This is a genomic window from Helicobacter pylori, assembly GCF_003637685.1.
Lineage (GTDB): Bacteria > Campylobacterota > Campylobacteria > Campylobacterales > Helicobacteraceae > Helicobacter > Helicobacter pylori_CJ.
Genome location: NZ_MVWW01000002.1, coordinates 147,464 through 169,952, shown reverse-complemented (window position 1 = coordinate 169,952; position 22,489 = coordinate 147,464). Strand labels below are relative to the sequence as shown.

At 41.2% G+C, this 22,489-nt stretch carries 35 protein-coding genes and 1 pseudogene; 28 read left to right on the top strand and 8 right to left on the bottom strand.

Features of this window, described 5'->3' with window-relative positions; all coding sequences use genetic code 11:
* Positions 1-13: 13 nt before the first annotated feature.
* The 28 genes from rplC (at position 14) to rplQ (ending at position 13,507) form a co-directional block, all read left to right on the top strand.
* Positions 14-589: a 50S ribosomal protein L3 gene (rplC, locus tag EAL44_RS02925; protein ID WP_000395323.1), complete on the top strand. Its 576-nt coding sequence runs from the start codon at positions 14-16 to the stop codon at positions 587-589.
* 34 nt (positions 590-623) lie between these two features.
* Complete coding sequence (rplD, locus tag EAL44_RS02920; RefSeq protein ID WP_121074479.1) at positions 624-1,271, top strand: 50S ribosomal protein L4; 648 nt, start codon at positions 624-626, stop codon at positions 1,269-1,271.
* Between the two features lie 3 nt (positions 1,272-1,274).
* Positions 1,275-1,556, top strand: a complete 282-nt coding sequence (locus EAL44_RS02915) for a 50S ribosomal protein L23 (protein WP_000763611.1) — start codon at positions 1,275-1,277, stop codon at positions 1,554-1,556.
* Positions 1,557-1,572: 16 nt separating this feature from the next.
* Positions 1,573-2,403 carry a 50S ribosomal protein L2 gene (rplB, locus tag EAL44_RS02910; protein WP_000985811.1) on the top strand — a complete coding sequence of 277 codons (831 nt, stop codon included), beginning with the start codon at positions 1,573-1,575 and terminating at the stop codon, positions 2,401-2,403.
* 11 nt (positions 2,404-2,414) lie between these two features.
* Complete coding sequence (rpsS, locus tag EAL44_RS02905; protein ID WP_000091385.1) at positions 2,415-2,696, top strand: 30S ribosomal protein S19; 282 nt, start codon at positions 2,415-2,417, stop codon at positions 2,694-2,696.
* Positions 2,697-2,705: 9 nt separating this feature from the next.
* Complete coding sequence (gene rplV, locus EAL44_RS02900; RefSeq protein WP_000030349.1) at positions 2,706-3,074, top strand: 50S ribosomal protein L22; 369 nt, start codon at positions 2,706-2,708, stop codon at positions 3,072-3,074.
* A 3-nt stretch (positions 3,075-3,077) separates the two neighbouring features.
* A complete protein-coding gene (gene rpsC, locus EAL44_RS02895; protein WP_000529972.1) occupies positions 3,078-3,782 on the top strand; it encodes a 30S ribosomal protein S3 in 705 nt (234 codons plus the stop codon).
* 2 nt (positions 3,783-3,784) lie between these two features.
* A complete protein-coding gene (gene rplP, locus EAL44_RS02890; protein WP_000928961.1) occupies positions 3,785-4,210 on the top strand; it encodes a 50S ribosomal protein L16 in 426 nt (141 codons plus the stop codon).
* Positions 4,197-4,397 carry a 50S ribosomal protein L29 gene (gene rpmC / locus EAL44_RS02885; RefSeq protein ID WP_000877894.1) on the top strand — a complete coding sequence of 67 codons (201 nt, stop codon included), beginning with the start codon at positions 4,197-4,199 and terminating at the stop codon, positions 4,395-4,397. Before rplP ends, rpmC begins: the two co-directional genes overlap by 14 nt.
* A gap of 14 nt (positions 4,398-4,411) precedes the next feature.
* On the top strand, positions 4,412-4,672 hold the full coding sequence (gene rpsQ / locus EAL44_RS02880) for a 30S ribosomal protein S17 (protein WP_001092746.1): 261 nt from the start codon (positions 4,412-4,414) through the stop codon (positions 4,670-4,672).
* A gap of 2 nt (positions 4,673-4,674) precedes the next feature.
* On the top strand, positions 4,675-5,043 hold the full coding sequence (gene rplN / locus EAL44_RS02875; RefSeq protein ID WP_000616110.1) for a 50S ribosomal protein L14: 369 nt from the start codon (positions 4,675-4,677) through the stop codon (positions 5,041-5,043).
* Positions 5,043-5,264, top strand: coding sequence for a 50S ribosomal protein L24 (gene rplX, locus EAL44_RS02870; RefSeq protein WP_000834238.1), 222 nt, complete (start codon positions 5,043-5,045; stop codon positions 5,262-5,264). The genes rplN and rplX overlap by 1 nt, the downstream gene beginning before the upstream one ends.
* A 12-nt stretch (positions 5,265-5,276) precedes the next feature.
* The gene (rplE, locus tag EAL44_RS02865; RefSeq protein ID WP_121074476.1) at positions 5,277-5,822 is read left to right on the top strand and encodes a 50S ribosomal protein L5; all 546 of its coding nucleotides are present in this window, start codon (positions 5,277-5,279) and stop codon (positions 5,820-5,822) included.
* A gap of 9 nt (positions 5,823-5,831) precedes the next feature.
* Positions 5,832-6,017 carry a type Z 30S ribosomal protein S14 gene (locus tag EAL44_RS02860; RefSeq protein ID WP_001085694.1) on the top strand — a complete coding sequence of 62 codons (186 nt, stop codon included), beginning with the start codon at positions 5,832-5,834 and terminating at the stop codon, positions 6,015-6,017.
* A 9-nt stretch (positions 6,018-6,026) separates the two neighbouring features.
* Positions 6,027-6,422, top strand: a complete 396-nt coding sequence (gene rpsH / locus EAL44_RS02855; protein WP_000245805.1) for a 30S ribosomal protein S8 — start codon at positions 6,027-6,029, stop codon at positions 6,420-6,422.
* Between the two features lie 10 nt (positions 6,423-6,432).
* A complete protein-coding gene (gene rplF, locus EAL44_RS02850) occupies positions 6,433-6,969 on the top strand; it encodes a 50S ribosomal protein L6 (protein ID WP_000086604.1) in 537 nt (178 codons plus the stop codon).
* A 13-nt stretch (positions 6,970-6,982) separates the two neighbouring features.
* Entirely contained in the window at positions 6,983-7,339 is a 357-nt protein-coding gene (rplR, locus tag EAL44_RS02845; protein ID WP_000991865.1) for a 50S ribosomal protein L18, read from the top strand.
* Between the two features lie 14 nt (positions 7,340-7,353).
* Positions 7,354-7,797 (top strand): 30S ribosomal protein S5, encoded by a 444-nt coding sequence (gene rpsE / locus EAL44_RS02840; protein ID WP_001860543.1) that lies wholly within the window; start codon positions 7,354-7,356, stop codon positions 7,795-7,797.
* Positions 7,798-7,816: 19 nt separating this feature from the next.
* Positions 7,817-8,218, top strand: a complete 402-nt coding sequence (gene rplO / locus EAL44_RS02835) for a 50S ribosomal protein L15 (RefSeq protein ID WP_000522167.1) — start codon at positions 7,817-7,819, stop codon at positions 8,216-8,218.
* A 39-nt stretch (positions 8,219-8,257) separates the two neighbouring features.
* A complete protein-coding gene (gene secY / locus EAL44_RS02830) occupies positions 8,258-9,520 on the top strand; it encodes a preprotein translocase subunit SecY (protein ID WP_001030180.1) in 1,263 nt (420 codons plus the stop codon).
* The gene (gene map, locus EAL44_RS02825) at positions 9,520-10,281 is read left to right on the top strand and encodes a type I methionyl aminopeptidase (protein ID WP_121074473.1); all 762 of its coding nucleotides are present in this window, start codon (positions 9,520-9,522) and stop codon (positions 10,279-10,281) included. Before secY ends, map begins: the two co-directional genes overlap by 1 nt.
* Positions 10,281-10,499 carry a translation initiation factor IF-1 gene (gene infA / locus EAL44_RS02820; protein ID WP_000090248.1) on the top strand — a complete coding sequence of 73 codons (219 nt, stop codon included), beginning with the start codon at positions 10,281-10,283 and terminating at the stop codon, positions 10,497-10,499. The genes map and infA overlap by 1 nt, the downstream gene beginning before the upstream one ends.
* Before the next feature lie 78 nt (positions 10,500-10,577).
* Positions 10,578-10,691: a 50S ribosomal protein L36 gene (rpmJ, locus tag EAL44_RS02815; protein WP_000868339.1), complete on the top strand. Its 114-nt coding sequence runs from the start codon at positions 10,578-10,580 to the stop codon at positions 10,689-10,691.
* A gap of 3 nt (positions 10,692-10,694) precedes the next feature.
* Positions 10,695-11,057 (top strand): 30S ribosomal protein S13, encoded by a 363-nt coding sequence (gene rpsM / locus EAL44_RS02810; protein WP_000090809.1) that lies wholly within the window; start codon positions 10,695-10,697, stop codon positions 11,055-11,057.
* 22 nt (positions 11,058-11,079) lie between these two features.
* Entirely contained in the window at positions 11,080-11,475 is a 396-nt protein-coding gene (rpsK, locus tag EAL44_RS02805; protein ID WP_001129289.1) for a 30S ribosomal protein S11, read from the top strand.
* 9 nt (positions 11,476-11,484) lie between these two features.
* A complete protein-coding gene (gene rpsD, locus EAL44_RS02800) occupies positions 11,485-12,111 on the top strand; it encodes a 30S ribosomal protein S4 (RefSeq protein WP_000135258.1) in 627 nt (208 codons plus the stop codon).
* Positions 12,112-12,122: 11 nt separating this feature from the next.
* Entirely contained in the window at positions 12,123-13,157 is a 1,035-nt protein-coding gene (locus EAL44_RS02795) for a DNA-directed RNA polymerase subunit alpha (RefSeq protein WP_120858866.1), read from the top strand.
* The gene (gene rplQ, locus EAL44_RS02790) at positions 13,157-13,507 is read left to right on the top strand and encodes a 50S ribosomal protein L17 (RefSeq protein WP_001216119.1); all 351 of its coding nucleotides are present in this window, start codon (positions 13,157-13,159) and stop codon (positions 13,505-13,507) included. Before EAL44_RS02795 ends, rplQ begins: the two co-directional genes overlap by 1 nt.
* 702 nt (positions 13,508-14,209) lie before the next feature.
* Here the strand turns inward: rplQ and EAL44_RS02780 are convergent.
* From EAL44_RS02780 to EAL44_RS02740, 8 genes and pseudogenes are all read right to left on the bottom strand, one after another.
* Positions 14,210-14,464, bottom strand: a pseudogene (locus EAL44_RS02780) (hypothetical protein); the annotation flags it as partial.
* 304 nt (positions 14,465-14,768) lie between these two features.
* The gene (gene trpA, locus EAL44_RS02770) at positions 14,769-15,557 is read right to left on the bottom strand and encodes a tryptophan synthase subunit alpha (protein WP_121074464.1); all 789 of its coding nucleotides are present in this window, start codon (positions 15,555-15,557) and stop codon (positions 14,769-14,771) included.
* The gene (gene trpB, locus EAL44_RS02765; RefSeq protein ID WP_121074461.1) at positions 15,554-16,735 is read right to left on the bottom strand and encodes a tryptophan synthase subunit beta; all 1,182 of its coding nucleotides are present in this window, start codon (positions 16,733-16,735) and stop codon (positions 15,554-15,556) included. The genes trpA and trpB overlap by 4 nt, the downstream gene beginning before the upstream one ends.
* A gap of 1 nt (position 16,736) precedes the next feature.
* Positions 16,737-18,095, bottom strand: coding sequence for a bifunctional indole-3-glycerol-phosphate synthase TrpC/phosphoribosylanthranilate isomerase TrpF (gene trpCF / locus EAL44_RS02760; RefSeq protein WP_121074458.1), 1,359 nt, complete (start codon positions 18,093-18,095; stop codon positions 16,737-16,739).
* Positions 18,088-19,095 (bottom strand): anthranilate phosphoribosyltransferase, encoded by a 1,008-nt coding sequence (gene trpD, locus EAL44_RS02755; protein ID WP_121074456.1) that lies wholly within the window; start codon positions 19,093-19,095, stop codon positions 18,088-18,090. The genes trpCF and trpD overlap by 8 nt, the downstream gene beginning before the upstream one ends.
* Positions 19,092-19,676, bottom strand: coding sequence for an aminodeoxychorismate/anthranilate synthase component II (locus EAL44_RS02750; RefSeq protein WP_121074453.1), 585 nt, complete (start codon positions 19,674-19,676; stop codon positions 19,092-19,094). The genes trpD and EAL44_RS02750 overlap by 4 nt, the downstream gene beginning before the upstream one ends.
* A complete protein-coding gene (gene trpE, locus EAL44_RS02745; protein ID WP_121074543.1) occupies positions 19,673-21,175 on the bottom strand; it encodes an anthranilate synthase component I in 1,503 nt (500 codons plus the stop codon). The genes EAL44_RS02750 and trpE overlap by 4 nt, the downstream gene beginning before the upstream one ends.
* A 233-nt stretch (positions 21,176-21,408) precedes the next feature.
* Positions 21,409-22,467 carry a glycosyltransferase family 9 protein gene (locus EAL44_RS02740; RefSeq protein WP_121074450.1) on the bottom strand — a complete coding sequence of 353 codons (1,059 nt, stop codon included), beginning with the start codon at positions 22,465-22,467 and terminating at the stop codon, positions 21,409-21,411.
* Positions 22,468-22,489: the final 22 nt, after the last annotated feature.

Below are 22,489 nucleotides of genomic sequence, written 5' to 3'. Positions count from 1 at the left end.
ATAAGGGTTAGATATGGAATTTTTAGTTCAAAAGATAGGCATGAGCCGCACCATTGATGCTAACAGCACGCCTGTAACCTTGCTTAAAGTCTTGCAAGCGAAAGTGTGCCAGCTAGAAAACGGGAAAGCTTTGGTGGCCTATGCGATGCATAAAAAACACAATAAGGCGATTGAAGGCCAGCAAAAGAAATACCAGCTCAGCAAAGAGTTTAACCATTTCGCTACCTTAAAAGCTTCCCAACAACAAGAGTTGGGCGATTTGGATTTGAGCGCTTTAGAAACGCTTAAAAGGGTTAAAGCGAGCTTTAAAACGAAGGGAAGAGGCTTTGCGGGGGTGATGAAGCGTTGGAATTTCCAAGGCGGGCCTGCAGCGCATGGGAGCCGTTTCCATCGCCGCCCTGGTTCTATTGGTAACAGAGAATGGCCAGGAAGAGTGCAAAAGGGTAGGAAAATGGCAGGGCATTATGGCAATGAGCTAGTTACTTGCCAAAACGAGGTGCTCTCTTTTGATAAAGAAAGTATGGTGTTAGTGCTAAAGGGTTCAGTGGCCGGCTTTTCTGGGGCTTATGGACGCATTAGAGCAGTATAAAACCATACATTGAATATAATATAAAGGGTTTGATATGAGTAAGGCCATCGTTTTAGACAGCCATTTGAAAGAAAAGGGTAGCGTGGAGTTACCTAAAAGATATGAGAGTATCAACAGCCATAACCTCTATCTTTACGTGAAACATTATTTATCTTCTGCGCGCGCTAATACCGCTAAAAGTAAAAACCGCGCTGAAGTGAGTGGGGGCGGTAGGAAGCCTTGGGCGCAAAAAGGGGGCGGAAGAGCTAGAGCAGGGAGCATCACTTCGCCTGTGTTTGTGGGTGGGGGTGTCTCTCATGGGGCTACGAATGAGCGCAATTACAACCTTAAAATCAACAAAAAACAAAAACGCTTGGCTTTAGAATACGCTTTAGAAGAAAAAGCGCAAGCGAATAAGCTTTTTGTGGTGGAAAAAATCGCTATAAAAGGCGTGGTTGAAGACAATAAGAGGAAGCATTTGACTAAAGAAGCCAACCAAATGTTCCAGGCTTTAGAGCAACGAGACACTTTGTTTGTGTGCATGAACATGGACGAATACACCGAGTTGGCCTTTAGTAACCTTAAAAAATGCCTTATTGTTGATGTGAGCGAGTTAAACGCTTATCTTTTGGCAGCGTTTAGTTCTGTAGTGATGGAAGAAGCAGCGTTTCAGCATGTGGTGCAAGATAAGACAGAGGAGTAAAAAATGGCAGACATCATGGATATAAAGTCAATTCTTTACACTGAAAAGTCATTAGGATTGCAAGAAAAAGGCGTTTTAGTGGTTCAAACGGCTCAACATGTAACCAAAAACCAGCTTAAAGAAGTGTTTAAAACTTACTTTGGCTTTGAGCCTTTGAAAATCAATTCTTTGAAACAAGAGGGTAAGGTGAAACGCTTTAGAGGGAAGCTTGGACAAAGAAAGTCGTTTAAGAAATTTTATGTGAAAGTTCCAGAGGGCGCTAGCATTGCCGCCCTTGGCGCTTAAGAAAGGAGAAAGCGTTATGGCGATTAAAACTTATAAGCCCTACACCCCAAGCAGACGCTTCATGTCGGTGTTGGACTCTAAAGACATTACCGCAAAAAGCAGTGTCAAAGGCTTACTCACTAAGCTTAAAGCAACAGCAGGGAGAAACAATAACGGGCGCATCACCAGCCGCCACAAAGAGAGAGGGGCTAAAAAACTCTATCGCATTATTGATTTCAAGCGCAACAAATACAATATTGAAGGGAAAGTGGCTGCGATTGAGTATGATCCTTACAGAAACGCGCGCATCGCTCTTGTAGTCTATCCTGATGGGGACAAACGCTACATTTTACAGCCAAGCGGTTTGAAAGTGGGCGATAGCGTTATCGCTGCTGAAGGCGGTTTGGATATTAAAGTGGGCTTTGCGATGAAATTAAAAAATATCCCTATAGGAACGGTGGTGCATAACATTGAAATGCATCCAGGGGCTGGCGGGCAATTAGCCAGAAGCGCTGGGATGAGCGCTCAAATCATGGGTAGGGAAAATAAATACACTATCCTTAGAATGCCAAGCTCTGAAATGCGCTACATTTTAAGCGAATGCATGGCGAGTGTTGGCGTGGTGGGGAATGAGGATTTTATCAATGTCTCTATCGGTAAGGCAGGGCGTAACCGCCACAGAGGCATTCGCCCACAAACTCGCGGGAGCGCAATGAACCCAGTGGATCACCCGCATGGTGGGGGTGAGGGTAAAACAGGGACAAGCGGCCATCCTGTATCGCCTTGGGGTACTCCAGCTAAGGGCTATAAAACTAGAAAGAAAAAAGCTAGCGACAAGCTCATCATTTCCAGAAAGAAACATAAATAAAGGGTTAAAGAATGTCTAGGTCAATTAAAAAGGGTCCTTTTATAGACGACCACTTGATGAAAAAAACGCTCAAGGCAAAAGAGGGTAAGGATAACCGCCCAATTAAAACATGGTCTAGAAGAAGCACCATTTTGCCTGAAATGATTGGTTTTACTTATAATGTGCATAACGGAAGGGTTTTTGTCCCTGTGTATATCACAGAAAACCATGTGGGTTATAAGTTAGGGGAATTCGCTCCTACAAGAACTTTTAAAGGGCACAAAGGCAGTGTCCAAAAAAAGATTGGCAAGTAAGGGGGTAGAATGAGTAAAGCGTTATTAAAATTTGTGCGGTTATCTCCTACTAAAGCCAGATTGATTGCAAGACAGATTCAAGGCATGAACGCTGAATTAGCGATCGCTAGTTTGGAATTTACGCCCAATAAAGCGGCTAGAGTGCTTTCAAAAGTGGTGGCTTCTGCGGTCGCTAACGGCTCTTTAGACGCCAAGAGCGCTCTGATTGTTTCTTGCAGAGTGGATGCTGGCCCTGTGCTTAGGCGCTCCATTCCAAGGGCTAAAGGCAGAGCCACAGCCATTAGAAAGCCAACATCTCATGTATTCGTAGAAGTAGCAGAAGGGAAAGAAATGAAATCTTCTAAAAGCCATAAAAAAAATCAAGCAGAAGGTAAGTAGGGCATGGGACAAAAAGTTAATCCGGTAGGTTTAAGATTAGGTATTAATAGGAATTGGACTTCCAGATGGTTCCCTAGCGCTCGCACCGCTCCAAGCAATATTGATGAAGACAATAAGATTAGGAAATTCCTTAAAAAAGAGCTTTATTATGCTGGCGTGAGCGAGATTGTGATTGAAAGAGCGGCTAAAAAACTGCGTGTTACGGTTGTAGCGGCTCGCCCAGGGCTTATCATCGGTAAAAAAGGCGTGGATATTGAAAAAGTCAAAGAAGGCCTAAAAACGCTCATCAAAAAAGAAGTCTCCATTAATATTAAAGAAGTCAAACGCCCCCAAGCTGACGCCCAATTAGCCGCAGAAAATGTGGCCACCCAGCTAGAAAAAAGGGTCGCTTTCCGCCGCGCAATGAAAAAGGTCATGCAAGCGGCGTTAAAATCCGGTGCTAAAGGGATCAAGGTGCGCGTTTCTGGCCGTTTAGCAGGGGCTGAAATCGCTCGCACCGAATGGTATATGGAAGGGCGCGTGCCTTTACACACCTTAAGGGCTAAGATTGATTATGGCTTTGCTGAAGCGATGACGGTATATGGTATTATTGGCGTGAAAGTGTGGATTTTCAAAGGGGAAGTTTTGCAAAAAGGCATCCAATTTGAGAAAAAAGAAGAGGCTAAAGAAGAAAGAGAGCCTAGAAGAAGCAGAAGAGGGAGGCAATAATCATGTTAATGCCAAAAAGAACAAAATACAGAAAGCAAATGAAAGGGCGCAATCGCGGGAAAGCCCATCGTGGTAATTCCATTGCGTTTGGGGATATTGCGATTAAAGCCATAGAGCATGGGAGGATTGACTCACGCCAGATTGAATCCGCAAGGGTGGCTATGACAAGGCACATTAAAAGAGCGGGTAAGGTGTGGATTAGAGTATTTCCTGATAAGCCTTTAACCGCCAAACCTTTAGAAACGAGGATGGGTAAAGGTAAAGGTTCTGTGGAAAAATGGGTGATGAATATCAAGCCAGGCAGGATCGTTTATGAAATGCTAGGCATTGAAGAAGGACTAGCGAGAGAAGCTTTAGCGCTAGCTCAGAGCAAACTTCCTTTTAAAACCAAAATTGTAACTTGTGAGAGCGAAAATGAAATATACTGAATTGAAAGATAAAAGTATCAAGGAATTAGAAGAGTTGTTGCATGCTAAGAAAGCGGAGCTTTTTGAGTTGCGCGTTAAGTTAAAGACCATGCAATTGAGTAATCCTAACGAGATTAAGAAAGCCAGAAGAAATATCGCTCGCATTAATACGGCTATTAACGCGCATTATTCTTCTAGCGTTGAGTAAAAAAAGGGTAAGCAATGAATACGAAAGAGCCGCATAAAAGGCTGGTGCAAGGCAAGGTTATCAGCAAGTTTGCTGAAAAAAGCGCTGTGATTCTTGTGGAAAGAAAAGTGGTGCATGAAAAATACCGCAAGATTGTTAAAAAGTTCAAAAAATACACCATCCATGATGAAAACAATCAGGTGAAAGTAGGGGATTTTGTGAGCGCGATTGAGTGCAGACCGCTTTCTAAAACCAAGTCCTTCACGCTTAAAGAAATTTTAGTAGTGGGAGTATAAGCATGATACAGAGTTTTACAAGATTGAATGTCGCTGACAATAGCGGCGCTAAAGAAATCATGTGTATTAAGGTGTTAGGGGGCAGCCACAAACGCTATGCGAGCGTGGGTAGCGTGATCGTGGCTTCCGTGAAAAAAGCTATCCCTAATGGTAAGGTGAAACGCGGTCAAGTCGTCAAAGCTGTTGTGGTGAGAACGAAAAAAGAAATCCAAAGGAAAAATGGTTCTTTGGTGCGTTTTGATGACAATGCAGCGGTGATTTTGGACGCTAAAAAAGATCCTGTTGGCACAAGGATTTTTGGGCCAGTGAGCCGAGAAGTGCGTTACGCTAATTTCATGAAAATCATTTCTCTAGCGCCGGAGGTTGTATAATGAAAAGCGAAATCAAAAAAAATGACATGGTGAAAGTCATTGCAGGAGACGATAAGGGTAAGGTCGCTAAGGTTTTAGCGGTGTTGCCTAAGACTTCTCAAGTGGTTGTTGAAGGGTGTAAAGTGGTGAAAAAAGCGATTAAACCTACTGATGATAACCCTAAAGGGGGCTTTATCCATAAAGAAAAGCCCATGCACATTTCTAATGTGAAAAAAGCTTAAGGAGTTGGATACATGTTTGGTTTGAAACAATTTTATCAAAGTGAAGTGAGGGCAAAACTCGCTCAAGAATTAGACATTAAAAACCCCATGCTTTTGCCCAAGCTGGAAAAAATCGTTATCAGCGTGGGCGCTGGGGCTCATGCAAAAGACATGAAAATCATGCAAAATATCGCGCAAACGATTTCTTTGATTGCAGGGCAAAAAGCGGTTATCACTAAAGCGAAAAAATCCGTTGCAGGCTTTAAGATCAGAGAAGGCATGGCGGTAGGGGCGAAAGTTACCTTAAGGAATAAACGCATGTATAATTTCTTAGAAAAGCTGATTGTGATTTCGTTACCCAGAGTGAAAGACTTTAGAGGGATTTCACGAAATGGTTTTGACGGGCGTGGGAATTACACCTTTGGGATCAATGAGCAGTTGATTTTTCCGGAAGTGGTTTATGATGATATTATGGTCAGTCATGGCATGAACATCACTATGGTAACTTCTACAAACAACGATAAAGAAGCGTTCAAGTTGTTAGAATTGCTTGGATTGCCTTTTGCAAAAGTGAGATAAGGGGTTAATATGGCTAAAAAATCAATGATAGCAAAGGCTCAAAGGAAACCAAAATTCCAAGTAAGGGCTTATACTAGGTGCCGCATTTGTGGGAGACCTCATTCGGTTTATAGGGATTTTGGACTTTGTAGGGTGTGCCTAAGAAAAATGGGCAGTGAGGGACTCATCCCAGGCTTGAGAAAAGCCAGTTGGTAAGGATAAGATATGGTAAATGATATAATTGCAGATTCATTAACTCGTTTGAGAAACGCTTCTATGCGCCGCTTAGAATTCACACAGCTTTATTACGCAAAGATCGTGGTTTCTATTTTAGAGATTTTTAAAGAAAAAGGTTTCATTAAAGATTTCAATGTCAAAGATAAAGACAAGAAACAATCGGTTTATGTGCAATTGGCTTATGATGAAAAAGGGCATTCAAAAATCAGCGAAGTGAAGCGCTTAAGCAAGCCCGGTCGTCGTGTGTATAAGCAAAAAAACGAGTTGAAGCGCTTTAAAAATGGCTATGGCGTGATTGTGGTAAGCACTTCTAAAGGGGTGATCACCAACGAAGAAGCTTACAGACAGAATGTCGGTGGCGAAGTGCTTTGCAGCATTTGGTAAAGGATTGAAAATGTCAAGAATTGGGAAAAGAATCATTGAAATTCCAAGCTCTGTGCAAGCGAGCGTTGAAGGGAGCAAGCTTCTTTTTAAAAACAGCAAAGAAAAGCATGAGCTAGAAACTCACAACCGCGTGAAAATCACGCTTGAAAACAACCAATTGAGCTTCCAGCCTGTGGGCGAAGACGCGCAGTCTAGGGCTTATTGGGGGACTTATGGGGCGTTAGCCAACAACATTGTAACAGGCTTAAGCACCGGTTTCAGTAAGACTTTAGAAGTCAATGGCGTGGGCTATAAGGTGGCTTTGGGCAATAAAACTTTGGATTTGAGTTTGGGTTTTAGCCACCCGGTGAAATACCCCATTCCAGCAGGGATTGAAATGGTGGTGGAAAAAAACACGATCACTATCAAAGGGAGCGATAAGCAAAAAGTAGGGCAAGTCGCCGCTGAAATCAGGAGCTTCAGACCCCCAGAGCCATACAAGGGCAAGGGCGTGAAATACAGCAATGAAGTCATTATTAGAAAAGCTGGTAAGACAGCTAAAAAATAAATAAGGTGAAGTGATGAACGCAAAAGCATTGTATAAAAAGAAAGCCTTAAGGGATCGCCGAAAATTAAGGATTAAAAGCAAACTCTTAGGCGATAAATTAAGGCCTAGGGTGAGCGTTTTTCGTTCGAATCGCTATTTCTATGCGCAAGCGATTGATGATGTGAAACAAAGCACTATAACGCATATTGATGGCAGGAAAATGGGTTTTAAAAACACGCAAGAAGACGCTAAAAAATTAGGCGCTCTCTTTGCTGAAGAATTGAAAAAAGCAGGGATTGAGCGAGCGGTTTATGACAGGAATGGTTATCTCTATCATGGCGTGGTGGCAGCGTTTGCTGAAAGCTTGAGAGAGAACGGGATCGCTCTATGACAGAAAGGAAAGGTATGGAAGAGATTAACAGAGAAGAGTTTCAAGAAGTCGTCGTGAATATTGGCCGTGTAACCAAAGTGGTTAAGGGCGGTAGGCGGTTTCGTTTTAACGCTTTAGTGGTTGTGGGCAATAAAAATGGGCTTGTAGGCTTTGGTTTAGGCAAGGCTAAAGAAGTCCCTGATGCGATTAAAAAAGCGGTAGATGATGCGTTTAAAAACCTGATTCATGTAACCATTAAAGGCACGACTATCGCTCATGACATTGAGCATAAATACAACGCAAGCCGTATTTTACTCAAACCGGCAAGTGAGGGAACGGGAGTGATTGCTGGGGGTTCAACGCGCCCTATCGTGGAATTAGCAGGCATTAAGGATATTCTAACCAAATCTTTAGGCTCCAACAACCCCTATAATGTGGTGCGCGCGACTTTTGACGCTTTAGCTAAAATCAAGGCGTAGTTAAAAAGGAGATATGATAATGGGATTAGAAAATTTAAAACCGGCTAAAGGTAGCGTTAAAAAAATCAAACGAGTGGGCCGTGGTCAAGGAAGCGGCATGGGAAAAACGGCTACAAGAGGCGGTAAAGGCCAAACCGCAAGGACAGGTTATAAGGCTAAAAGAGGCTTTGAAGGAGGGCAGCAACCCTTACAACGCCGTTTGCCTAAAATAGGTTTTAGGACTAAAGATTCTCATATCTATTCTATCAATGTAGAAAAGAATGAAGCGATTAAAAATTTAGAAGAAATCACTTTTTCAAGCTTGCGCGCTTTACACCATTTCCCTCTTTATATTGAAGGCGTGAAATTGATCGGTAAAGACGCTAAAAACCTAGCTTCTAAAATTAAAGATGAGAGAATCAAAACAAGTGGGCAGAAGTAATGCCCCTGTTGTATCAGCTTGATTTAAGAGGAATAGGTTATGAATAAAGCCATTGCTAGTAAGATACTCATCACTTTGGGTTTTTTATTTCTCTACAGAGTCTTAGCTTATATCCCCATTCCTGGCGTAGATTTAGCAGCGATCAAGGCTTTTTTTGACAGCAATTCCAACAACGCTTTGGGGTTGTTCAACATGTTTAGCGGGAATGCGGTTTCTCGCTTGAGCATCATCTCTTTGGGTATCATGCCCTATATCACTTCTTCCATTATCATGGAGCTTTTGAGCGCAACTTTCCCTAACCTGGCTAAAATGAAAAAAGAGCGAGACGGCATGCAAAAATACATGCAAATCGTGCGCTATTTGACCATTTTAATCACCCTAATCCAAGCGGTGAGCGTTTCAGTGGGCTTAAGGAGCATTAGCGGAGGAGCCAATGGAGCGATCATGATTGATATGCAAGTCTTTATGATCGTTTCAGCGTTTTCTATGCTTACAGGGACAATGCTGCTCATGTGGATAGGGGAGCAAATCACGCAAAGGGGCGTGGGGAATGGGATTAGCCTTATTATTTTTGCCGGGATTGTTTCAGGGATTCCGTCAGCCATTTCAGGCACATTCAATTTAGTCAATACGGGCGTGATCAATATCTTAATGCTCATTGGTATTGTGCTGATTGTTTTAGCGACGATTTTTGCGATTATCTATGTGGAATTAGCTGAGCGCAGGATCCCTATTTCTTATGCGCGTAAAGTGGTGATGCAAAACCAAAACAAGCGCATCATGAATTACATTCCTATCAAGTTGAATTTAAGCGGGGTGATCCCCCCTATTTTCGCTTCAGCTTTGCTCGTGTTCCCTTCTACGATTTTACAGCAAGCCACAAGCAACAAAACCTTGCAAGCGATTGCGGATTTTTTAAGCCCGCAAGGGTATGCGTATAATATTTTGATGTTCTTGCTCATTATCTTTTTTGCTTACTTTTATTCTTCTATCGTGTTCAATTCTAAGGATATTGCAGACAATTTGAGGCGTAATGGCGGGTATATTCCAGGGCTTAGGCCTGGAGAGGGGACTTCATCGTTTTTGAATGCTGTAGCGAGCAAGCTCACTTTGTGGGGTTCGTTGTATTTAGCACTCATTTCTACCGTGCCTTGGATTTTGGTTAAGGCTATGGGCGTGCCTTTTTACTTTGGAGGCACGGCGGTGCTGATTGTGGTTCAAGTCGCTATTGATACCATGAAAAAGATTGAAGCGCAAATTTATATGAGCAAGTATAAAACTTTAAGCGCGGTAGGTTTTTAATGGCAATCTCTATTAAAAGCCCAAAAGAAATCAAAGCTCTAAGAAAAGCCGGGGAATTAACCGCTCAAGCGTTAGCCCTTTTAGAGCGAGAAGTAAGGCCTGGGGTTTCACTTTTAGAGCTGGATAAAATGGCTGAAGATTTTATCAAATCCTCTCATGCTAGGCCTGCTTTTAAGGGGCTGTATGGTTTCCCTAACTCTGTGTGCATGTCCTTAAATGAGGTGGTCATTCATGGCATTCCTACGGATTATGTTTTACAAGAAGGGGATATTATAGGCTTGGATTTGGGGGTGGAGGTGGATGGCTATTATGGCGATTCAGCCCTCACGCTTCCCATAGGCGCAATAAGCCCGCAAGATGAAAAATTGCTCGCTTGCTCTAAAGAGAGCTTGATGCATGCCATTAACTCAATTAGAGTGGGCATGCATTTTAAAGAGTTGAGCCAGATTTTAGAGGGCGCTATTACAGAAAGGTGCTTTGTGCCTTTGAAAGGATTTTGCGGGCATGGCATTGGTAAAAAACCCCATGAAGAGCCAGAAATCCCCAACTACCTAGAAAAAGGCGTCAAAGCTAATAGCGGCCCTAAAATCAAAGAGGGCATGGTATTTTGCTTAGAGCCTATGGTGTGTCAAAAACAGGGCGAGCCTAAAATACTAGCGGATAAGTGGAGCGTGGTTTCAGTGGATGGGCTTAACACAAGCCACCATGAGCATACTATCGCCATAGTTGGCAATAAAGCAGTGATTCTTACGGAGCGTTAATGGCAAGAGATGATGTTATAGAAGTGGATGGGAAAGTGATTGAGGCGTTGCCTAACGCCACTTTTAAGGTGGAGTTAGACAATAAGCATGTGGTGTTGTGCCGTATTTCTGGAAAGATGCGCATGCACTATATTAGGATTGCTTTAGGCGATAGGGTCAAGCTAGAGCTTACGCCCTATAGCTTAGACAAAGGTCGGATAACTTTTAGATATAAATGAATTTAAGGGTTATTTCAATGAAAATATGTTAGTATAAAAGTTTTTAGTAGTGCCTAATTTTTTCAAAGGAGAAAAATCATGAAAGTCAGGCCATCAGTGAAAAAGATGTGCGATAAGTGCAAAATCATTAAAAGAAGGGGCGTTATTAGAGTGATCTGCGCTACCCCCAAACACAAACAAAGACAAGGATAAAGCATGGCAAGGATTGCTGGTGTGGATTTACCAAAAAAGAAAAGAGTAGAGTATGCCCTTACCTATATTTATGGGATTGGGCTTAAGAGTTCCAGAGAGATTTTAGAAGCGGTAGGCATTTCTTTTGACAAACGTGTGCATGAATTGAGCGAAGATGAAGTGTCTAGTATCGCTAAAAAAATCCAGCAAAGCTACTTAGTAGAGGGCGATTTGCGTAAAAAAGTTCAAATGGATATTAAATCTTTAATGGACTTAGGGAATTATCGTGGGATCAGGCATCGTAAGGGTCTTCCTGTAAGAGGTCAAACCACCAAAAATAACGCTAGGACTCGTAAGGGTAAGAAAAAAACCGTGGGCAGCAAGTAGCAAATAAGGAGATGATGATTTAATGGCTAAGAGAAATGTAACGGCTAAAAAGAAAGTAGTCAAAAAGAATATCGCTAGAGGGGTTGTTTATATTTCAGCGACCTTTAACAACACCAACATCACTATCACTGATGAAATGGGCAATGTGATTTGCTGGAGTACGGCGGGCGGTTTAGGGTTTAAGGGCTCTAAGAAATCCACCCCTTATGCGGCCCAACAAGCTGTAGAAAGCGCTCTAAGCAAGGCTAAAGAGCATGGCGTTAAAGAAGTGGGCATTAAGGTTCAAGGGCCAGGTAGTGGGCGTGAGACCGCTATTAAGAGCGTGGGTGCGACAGAGGGCGTTAAAGTGCTTTGGATTAAAGACATCACCCCGCTCCCTCATAATGGTTGCAGACCCCCTAAAAGAAGAAGAGTGTAAGGAGGCTTTATGGCAAGATATAGAGGCGCAGTAGAAAGACTAGAAAGGCGTTTTGGGGTTTCTTTAGCTTTAAAAGGTGAAAGGCGGTTGAGCGGGAAGAGCGCGCTAGATAAGAGAGCTTATGGGCCAGGCCAGCATGGGCAAAGACGCACTAAGACTTCTGATTACGGGTTGCAGTTGAAAGAAAAGCAAAAAGCTAAAATGATGTATGGCATTTCTGAAAAGCAATTCAGGAGTATTTTTGTGGAAGCCAATCGCTTGGACGGCAATACGGGTGAAAACCTTATCCGCTTGATTGAAAGAAGATTGGACAATGTTGTCTATCGCATGGGGTTTGCGACCACTAGAAGCTCTGCTAGGCAATTGGTAACGCATGGGCATGTGCTTGTGGATGGTAAGCGTTTGGATATTCCCTCTTATTTCGTGCGTTCAGGGCAAAAAATTGAGATTAAAGAAAAAACCAAGAGCAACCCTCAAGTGGTGCGTGCGATGGAACTGACAGCTCAAACAGGAATTGTGCCATGGATTGATGTGGAAAAAGATAAAAAATACGGCATCTTCACCCGCTACCCTGAAAGAGAAGAAGTGGTTGTCCCTATTGAAGAAAGACTCATTGTAGAATTGTATTCTAAGTAAGGGGTTAGAGCATGAAAGTTATCAAAACAGCACCTTTGATCCCATCAGAAATTAAGGTGCTAGAGAAAGAGGGCAATCGGGTTAAGATTTCTCTGGCTCCATTTGAGTTTGGTTACGCTGTTACGCTCGCTCATCCTATTAGAAGGCTCTTGCTTTTAAGCTCTGTGGGGTATGCTCCTGTGGGTTTAAAGATTGAAGGCGTGCATCATGAGTTTGACTCATTAAGGGGGGTTACTGAAGATGTGTCGCTTTTTATCATGAATTTAAAGAATATCCGCTTTATAGCCAAGGCGTTAGTGGGGCAGGATAGCTCTTTGGAAAACCAATCGGTTGTGGTGGATTATTCTTTTAAAGGGCCTATGGAGCTTAGGGCTAGGGATTTGAATTCTGAGCATATAGAAATCGTCAATCCGGAAATGCCCCTAGCGACAATCAACGAAGACGCTCAATTGAATTTTTCGCTCATTATCTATAAAGGAATGGGGTATGTCCCAAGCGAAAACACAAGGGAATTGATGCCTGAGGGCTACATGCCACTAGACGGCTCTTTCACGCCGATTAAAAAGGTCGTTTATGAGATTGAAAATGTTTTGGTTGAGGGCGATCCCAACTATGAAAAAATCATTTTTGATATTGAAACAGACGGACAGATTGACCCTTATAAAGCGTTTCTATCAGCGGTGAAAGTGATGAGCAAGCAACTAGGCGTTTTTGGTGAAAAACCTATTGCTAACACGGAGTATTCAGGCGATTACGCTCAAAGAGATGACGCTAAAGACTTGAGTGCTAAAATTGAAAGCATGAATTTGAGCGCTAGGTGTTTTAATTGCTTGGATAAAATCGGCATCAAGTATGTGGGCGAATTGGTTTTGATGAGCGAAGAAGAGCTTAAGGGCGTGAAAAACATGGGCAAAAAATCCTATGATGAAATCGCTGAAAAATTGAATGATTTGGGCTATCCGGTAGGCACAGAATTAAGCCATGAACAAAGAGAGAGTTTAAAGAAAAGATTAGAAAAATTAGAAGATAAAGGAGGTAACGACTGATGAGACACAAACACGGATACCGCAAGCTTGGGAGAACCAGCTCGCACAGAAAGGCGTTATTAAAGAATTTAGCGATCGCTTTGATTGAGCATAACAAAATTGAAACAGGGATTTATAAGGCTAAGGAATTGCGCAGTTACATTGAGAAATTAACGACAGCGGCTCGTGTGGGCGATTTTAACGCACACCGCCATGTTTTTGCGTATTTGCAAAACAAAGAAGCCACCCACAAGCTTGTAACTGAAATCGCGCCCAAATACGCGCAAAGGAATGGCGGATACACTAGAATCCAACGCACCACTTTTAGAAGAGGGGACGCTTCCACTCTAGCCACCATTGAATTTGTATGAAATTTGATGAACTGCTAGCCAAGATTTAGTCTTGGTTGGTGGTTATCGCTTTGATTTTATTCTTTTAAAAGAAGTGCTCAGAAGCTTTGACTTTGTTTTATTGATCATGAAATTTAAAAAATCTAAAAAGCATTTTCTGTAATCAAAATATAAAAGAGCTTAGTTAAGCGATAACCTCCAAACTGCAAAAATAAAGTAACTAAAACCCCAATTTTAAAAAATCAAAATAAATTCAAAACTCGCACTGGCTTTTATCCCACCCTTTAATGACCCTGTTGTATTCTTGAATCGCCTAAACTTCATCGTTCAAATAGATTTTTCTGTCTTTACTTGAGCGGTATTCCTTACATTTTTATTAAGGCTTCTAATTGGTTTGATGATTTTAAGAAATCCAACTGCTGGAAATTGAGCCAGATGGATTCAAGTGTATTTTGAGACACGCTAGATTTGGCTATTCCTTTATGTTAAATTACTTTGGATTTTAGCCGATATGGGTAGTGGGTTGATTTGTTCGCTTTGTAGTGGTTTTGTTGAAAAAATATGAACTCTTATTATTGTGTCCGCCACACAATGCACATTAAAAACACTAAACCTACCACCTCCACGCAAAGCGAAACTGAATCAATCTTTCTCTATTTGCTAACTCAAACGCTTCTTAACTTGACACAATATACAGACAAAAACTTGCCTAGCAAAACCCTCTTATAAGAATTTTTGATACACCAACACCACCGATTTAGGGATAGAGCTAAGGCTAAAAAAATGATCTGTAGCTTCATTGAGCGATCCAGAAAAGAGCGTTTTTAAACGCAAGTTTTTTAAGGGGTATTTGAGGTTTTTGGAAGTGAATTGGGCTTTAAAATCCAAGCTAAAAAGCGAGATTTGCTCCCCTTTAAAACTGGGCAAAGTAAAAGGGGTTTCTAACACCCTAAAAAGACCATAGTCGCTTATGGCTTGGTATGTATAAAAATTAGCCTTTTTTATTATCAAAATGCCTGCGATTTTAAGCCGCTATCAACCACACTACAAGGCTACTTTTATATTGTTGTTAGGCTTATGGCAGTATTTCCTGCACTAACGCCTGACTGCGCTACACATTTGGTGAATGGTATGCCTAGAATCGGAAAGCCCAATACAACAAGAACAGTGCCTTTCACAGATTTAGAAAAATACACCCAATAATAACGCGCATGCAATAAAACCTGATGATGATTGTTAATCTGCGATCTTTAATTTTTTGACGCAACAAAGCCTAAAAGCCTTAAAAAATCATTCCTCCTATAAACCCTTTAATTTTTTCTAGCATGGCGTTTTCATTGTTTAAATTTTCTTCTATGATTTTGACTAACGCTGAGCCGCAAATCACGCCATCAGCGCCCATTTCTTTAGCGTTTGTGATGTGTTCTTTTTGAGAAATGCCAAAGCCCAATAAGGCTGGGGTAGGGCTAAAGGTTTTTAAGGTTTTAATAATAGCGCTCGCGTCATTCTCTAAAATACGGCTCGCCCCTGTAACCCCACTCCTGGCTAAAGTGTAGATATAGCCTTGCGAATGCGTAGCGGCTTGTTCTAAATCTTTAACGCTCGCATTAGGACTGGCGATAAAGATTTGCTTGATTTGGTGTTTTTGAGCGGATTTGATGACTAATTCTTTTTCTATTAGGGGCATGTCCGCTATTAAAACGCTATCTATACCGCATTCTTTAGCTTGAGCGTAAAAGCCATCAACGCCATAAGAAAAAATTAAATTCGCATACGCTAAAAGCCCTATGGGAATATCATCGTTATAGCCTCTAATCTTTTTTAAAAGCTGGAAATTTTTAGCCATGCTAGCGTGTTTTAACGCTCTTAAATGGCTCGCTTGTATGGTAATGCCATCCGCTATCGGATCTGAGAAAGCAAACCCCAATTCTAAAGCGCTCACCCCGCTAGTAATTAGGGTTTTAATGATTTCAAAACTCAATTCATAATTAGGATCGCCCAAGGTTACAAACGGGATAAACGCCATTTTTTCGTGTTTTTTTAAGGTTTCAAACATGTTTTGATACCTCATTTTAAACCTCCTTTTAAAGCGTTATAAACGGTGCTTAAATCCTTATCCCCCCGACCGCTTAAATTCACTACAATGATGCTTTCTTGCGCACATTTTTGAGCGAGTTTTAAGGCATACGCCAAGGCGTGCGAGCTTTCTAGTGCAGGGATAATGCCTTCTTTTTGGCACAACAAACTAAAGGCTTCTAGCGCTTCAGCATCGCTTGCGCTTTCATAAACCGCACGCCCAATCTCTTTTAAATAGCTGTGTTCTGGCCCCACACCTGGATAATCAAGCCCGGCGCTAATGCTGTGGCTTTCTGCAATCTGACCTTCATCATCTTGTAAAAGATAGGTTTTATTCCCATGCAAAATCCCCACACGCCCCTTATTCAAAGTCGCCCCATGCTTATTGGTTTCTAGCCCTAATCCGGCTGGCTCTACGCCTATGAGTTTCACTTCTTTATCGTTTAAAAACGCGCTGAATATCCCTATAGCGTTAGACCCCCCTCCAACGCATGCGATCACATAATCAGGCAAGCGGTTTTCTTTTTCTAAAATTTGGCTTTTAACCTCATCGCCTATCATTTTTTGAAAGGTTTTGACCATTGTGGGGTAAGGGTGTGGCCCAGCGGCTGTGCCTAGCAAATAGTGCGTGTCCTTATAGCTGCTCGCCCAATCTCTTAAGGCCTCATTCACAGCGTCTTTAAGCGTCGCACTCCCTGAATTAACTTCTCTCACTTCAGCGCCTAATAAGCACATTCTAAAAACATTCATTTCCTGGCGCTTGATGTCTTTGCCTCCCATAAAAATCACGCATTTTAAATTCAATAACGCGCAAGCGATAGCCGTCGCCACGCCATGCTGCCCAGCACCTGTTTCAGCAATAATCCTTGTTTTACCCATTTTTTTCGCTAAAAGGGCTTGCCCTAAGGCTTGATTAGTCTTGTGCGCCCCGCCATGGATTAAATCCTCTCGTTTTAAATAAAGCTTGACTTTAGGGTTAGAAACGATGTTTTGACACAAGGTTAAAGGGCTGGGACGGCCCACAAAATCTTTTAAAAGACGAAAATACTCTTTTTGGAATTCTTCATCTTTCAAACACGCATCAAACGCCTGTTCTAATTCTCTTAATGCAGGCACTAACAATTCTGACACAAAACTCCCTCCAAACTCCCCAAAATACGCTTTTTGATTCATTTTAATACTCTCTTAAAATTCGGGCTAATTGCTTGATTTTATCCTTATTTTTAATCCCAGGGCTTATTTCTAAACCGGAATTGAAATCCAAACCCAACGCTTTAACTTTCAAGGCTTTTTGAATATTATCCAAATTAAGCCCCCCAGCTAGCATGAAAGGCGTTTTGATATTTTCTAAAATTTCCCAATCAAAACTCACGCCATTGCCTCCCATTTTATCCCCTTTAGTGTCGTATAAGATTAGAGAGGCTTCTTGAATTTTAGGGACTAAATCTTTAGAATCCGCCACATTCACTACTTGCCAGATCGCGCAAGTTTTAGGGAGCGCTTTTTTTAATTGAGCGATTTCTTTAGGCGAATAGCCATAAAGCTGCACCGCTTTTAAATCAAGCTTTTTGGCGATTTTTTGAATTTTTTTAATGCTATCTTTCACAAACACGCCCACAAAATCCAATTTTTTAACCGCTTTTGTGATTTTTAGGGCTTTTTTAGGCTTGATGTATCTGGGCGAAGATTTTTCAAAAATCAAACCCCCATAAATAAAATGGTTTTTATAAACGGCTTTAGCGTCTTTGATTCTTGTAAGCCCGCACACTTTATTTTCGCCTAAAATCAATTTAATGCACGCTTTTTTCAAATCCTTTTCTTTCATTAAAGAGCTGCCCACTAAAAAGCCACTCACATAAGGGGCTAGGGCTTTGATTTGCGCATGCGAATAAATACCGGACTCACTCACCACAAGCACATCTTTAGGCAAGAGAGAGCGTAATTTGAGCGTGTTGTTAATGTCGGTTGTTAGGGTGTGTAAATCCCTGTTATTGATGCCTATAATGTCGTATTGGAGTTTGAGCAAGCGCTCAATTTCTTGCTGGTTGGAAACTTCAGTCAGCACGCTCATGTTTAAGGATTTGGCGAGGTTGAAAAGCTCTAAATAATTTTTATCATCTAATGCGCTTAGCATTAAAAGCACCGCATTAGCTCCCATCATTCTAGCGAGTTTGATTTGAAAAGCGTCAATGATAAAATCTTTACATAAAATTGGCTTATTGGAATGCTGCGAGACAATTTTAATGTTTTCATAAGAGCCTAAAAAATATTTAGAATCAGCTAAAACTGAAATGCAGGAGGCAAATTTTTCATAAGTCTTGGCTATTTTTAACAGATCAAAATCTTTTCTTATTAAACCTTTAGAGGGCGATGCTTTTTTACATTCTAAAATAAAGCTTGTCCTTTTTTCCAATAACGCTTTTTTAAAATCCCTATCGCTTGGAGTTATGTTTACCGGTAAGGCGTAATTTTTTTTGAGTGCGGAGACTTCTAAGAGTTTGTCTTTAAGGATGTTTTCTAACACGCTAGGCATGGCTTAACCTTATGATTTTTTGCAAATGCGTATAAGGCGCTTTGGTTTTTAAATGCTCTAAAGTCATGCCCACACCCTCTTTTAAATCTTTAGCCTTATGGCTTAAATACAACAAACTCGCCACATTCGCCACAACCACCATTGTGTGCGAATTTTTGCCTTTATTTTCTAAAATATCTAAACACGCTTGAACGCTTTCTTTGGCGTTTTCAATCTGTAATTCTTTCAAATCATAGGGGGGTAAGTCAAAATCTTTAGCGCTCAAGTCATACTCTAAAATTTCGTTATTTTTCAATTCACACGCATGCGTAATGTCATGCAACACGATTTCATCTGTGCCTCCTCCATTAATTACCATCGCCCTTTTAACGCCCAAAGCCTTCAACGCTAGCACCATAGTCTTACACAAGGATCTGTCATACACGCCTAAAAGCTGGATTTTTGGCCTTAAGGGGTTGATTAAGGGCCCTAAGCAATTAAAAATCGTTTTAGTGAAAAGCTCTTTTCTTAAGGGGGCGGATTTTTTAAAACTTTGATGGTATAAAGGCGCGAATAAAAACCCAAAGTGCGATTCTTTGAAGCAATTTTCTAATTGTGTGGGGTTCATTTCAATATTCACGCCTAAATTTTCCAACAAATCCGCGCTCCCGCTATGACTGGACACACTCCTTGATCCGTGTTTAGCCATAGGTAATCCCATAGAGCTGGCAATGAGCGCGGCAATCGTGCTAATATTAATCGTTTTTAACCCATCGCCCCCTGTACCGCAATTGTCTATTAGATCCAAGCCGCTGTTAAAGGGCTTAGGGGCATGCTCTAAAAGCGTGGTTGCAGCAACGCTAATCTCCTTAAAGCTCTCGCCCTTGATTTTTAAAGCGCATAAAATGGCCCCAAGTTGAGCCGGGCTTACTTTTTCATTAATAATAAGGGTGAATAACTTTTTGACTTCTTCATCATTCAAGTCTTTTTGATGATAAAGAGCGTTTAAAATATCTTTCATGACAGCTCTTTTAAAAACCCCACGCTTTGCTCTAACAACGCCCTCCCTTGTAAAGTCATGATGCTTTCAGGGTGGAATTGGTAAGCTAGGATCTTATCTTCTTCATTGACAATAGCCATAGGGATATTGTCATGCTCAGCGATCACTTCTAAATTTTTAGGCAACCCGCTTGCCATTAAAGAATGGTAACGCCCCACCACCATGCTCTCCCCTAATCCTTTAAAAACGGCATGCTTTTTGAGCACGATAGTCGTCGCTTTGCCATGCACGATTTCTTTACTCCTTATGATTTTAGCCCCATAGCTTTGCGCTAAAGCTTGCAAGCCTAAACAAACCCCTAAAATGGGGAATTTCTTTTTAGCCATTTCAATGATTTTTAAAAGATTGCCTGAACTATTAGGGTTACCAGGCCCGGGTGAGATGAACAATAAAGGGGTTTTTGATTCTTCATGCATTAAGCCCATGAGATAACTCGGATCAATATCGTTTTGATAAACGGCCACTTCATAACCCAAACACTCTAATTCATACACCAAGTTGTAAGAGAAAGAATCAAAATTATCTATAAAAAAGATTTTCATAAGCTTGTTTTCCTGATCGCATCAATAAGGGCTTGCGCTTTGGCTCTTGTTTCATTCGCTTCGTTTTGCGGCACGCTGTCTAACACGATACCGGCTCCTGCTTGGATCACTGCTCTATTGTTTTTAACAAAACATGAACGGATAGTGATGCAAGAATCCATAGAACCCTCGCTATTTAAATACCCTACGCTCCCCCCATAAGAGCCTCTCCTTTGCTTTTCTAGTTGGTAAATGAGCCTGATCGCAGAGATTTTAGGCGCTCCGCTAAGCGTGCCGGCGTTCATAAAACTCCTGTAAGCATGCAAACTATCGCACCCTTTTTTCAATTCACCCACAACCCTTGAGACTAAATGCATGACATTGGAATATTTATCCACTTTTAAAAGCTTGTCGCAATAGCGTTTTTTTGAAACTCTAGCCATGTCGTTTCTGGCTAAATCCACTAGCATGATGTGTTCAGCCCTTTCTTTATAGTCGTGTTGCAAATCAAATTCCATTTTACTATCCAAATCGTAATCAATATTCCCTTGTTTGTCCTTACCTCTTAAACGAGTGCCAGCAATGGGATAAATTTCAGCCGTATTCATTAGGGCGTTGTATTTTAAAGCGCTCTCAGGGCTTGCCCCAAAAAGGATAAAATCGCTGTCTTTGATATAGAACATATAAGGGCTAGGGTTAGTTAGTTTTAAATAATAATACGCACTCAAACCCTCCAAGCACTCCATATAAAAACTGCGCGACAACACCGCTTGAAAGATCTCGCCTTTTTTGATTTCTTCTTGTAAGGACAGCACCTTTTTTTCAAACTCGCTATCATCACAACTAACGCTAACTTCTGTGCTTTGCTTAGCTTTTTTAGGGATAAAATCGCTTTTAATGTTTTTAGCCAACTTTTTTAAATCCTGTAATTCTTCAGCTATCTCTGTTTTAAAGCATTCATCAAAACACGCCCCCAAGATTTCAGCGCTTTTTTCTTTATGGTCTATGATGATCAAATTTTGCGCGACATAAAAAATAAAGTCATGCGCGGTGTTGTCTTGTGCTTTTAAGTTAGGTAAATCTTCAAAAAAATTGAGCATTTCAAAAGAAAAAACGCCCGCACTAAAAAGCATAAAAGGGTGTTTAGGTTCTGTTTTAACGCTTTTAAAAAGCCCCCTCAAAGCGTTAAAAGGGCTAGGCTCAAAGAGTTTTAAAAACTCATCTTGGATTTTTTTATCTTTGGTATAAATTAAGGTTAGGGCATTGTCCTGTATAGGCGTTTTAAAAAACGCGCTCAATCTTTGCAAAAACGCCCCGCCATTAGGCGTCAGGCTAGTGATGGTTACGATATTGTGGTTGCAAATTAGCTTCAAACAGGCTTTAGCCATTAATAGAGATTTGGTGTGCGCTTTGCTCTCAATCTCAGCGCTTTCAAAAAGCAAGGTGTGTTCGCGCTCTAATTTTTCATAAAGAGCCAGGGGGTAAGGAATGTAAGGGGCTTTTTCTATCAGGCTAATCATCAATTTCTTCACGCTAAAAATAAACTCGTATTCTACAAGAAATAGATAAATGGGCAATAAATTAATAGCCTTATAGAGCCTGCAAGGGCTAATCTAACTTAAACTCAAATTGGATTTCTCAAGGCTCAATTTATGAGGAAATTAGAAATTTTAATTTAGGAATGTGAAAAACCACTTTAATCAGATTAAATTTTTTAGCGTTGTTAAGGTTGCTTGTGTGGTGTTTGCTGTCGTTATCTTTCTTGTGTGTGGCAAGAAAGATTGGGTGCGATAAATTCAAGGATGGTTTCACCCTCTTTTTTGATGTCAATCAAACCCATATCGTTTGAGCCATTAGGCGGGGTGATGCCTAAAAAACGCTCATTAAAAGGCCGCCATCTGGCAATAGAAGCGCTGAGTTCGTTAGGATAAAACCCGATAGATTGGTTGTCAAATAAAGCGTTCACATGCAAAGGGCCTGAGGCGTTCCCAATATAGACGCTTAAATTCGCGCACAATTTGGCTAAATCCACTAAACTATGGCTCGTATCATAGAGGTGAGCGAAAGGGACTTTTTTAAGGAGTTCTTCTGTGGCTTTTCTCTCGCTTGGCCCGCAAATAAGAATGATCTCACAACTCAAATTCTTGTGTAAAAAATCAATCAGCTCAATAAAGTGTGAGGCAGGCAATATGGGCGAACTGCCTCCGCTATGCATATGCACGCCAATCCACAACAAACCAACATTGGCGTTGAGTTTTGAAGCGATGATCAATCGCTCTTTGGCTTTGTCTTTAAGCTTCCATGCGATTTTTTTAAGTTGGGCGTTAGGGAGATTGTGATCTTTACAAAACGCATGGATTAAGTCCAAATTGTATTCGTATTCGGTTTTTAAGCATGACGATCGGCTTTGGCGCACGCTCTTTTGATACAGCCAAGAATAGATTTTAGTCTTTGGGGCTAGGATATAAGGAATAAATTTCCTCAAACTAAAAGCGAGTCTGGCGTTTTTAAAATTAGAAAATAAAAAGATAAGAGCGTCAATGGATTTACTTTTGAGAGTAGCGCTCAAATGGTTGTCTTCTATAATGACTTCATCAATGAAAGGGAATTCTAAAGCGATTGGGGTGGTATAGCTAGGCACAACCACGCCCAAATACACTTCCTTGCCTTTTTCTAAAAAAGCATGCTTTAGAGCGATTAAAGCGGGTATGGCTAAAATAAAATCGCCTAACTTGTCGTTACGGATCACAAAAACTTTTTGAGAGTTTTCTTTATCTTTGCATTTTAAATCTTCAAACCCTACAAAATCCATAGCTCCGCCTCCGCCTAAGAGA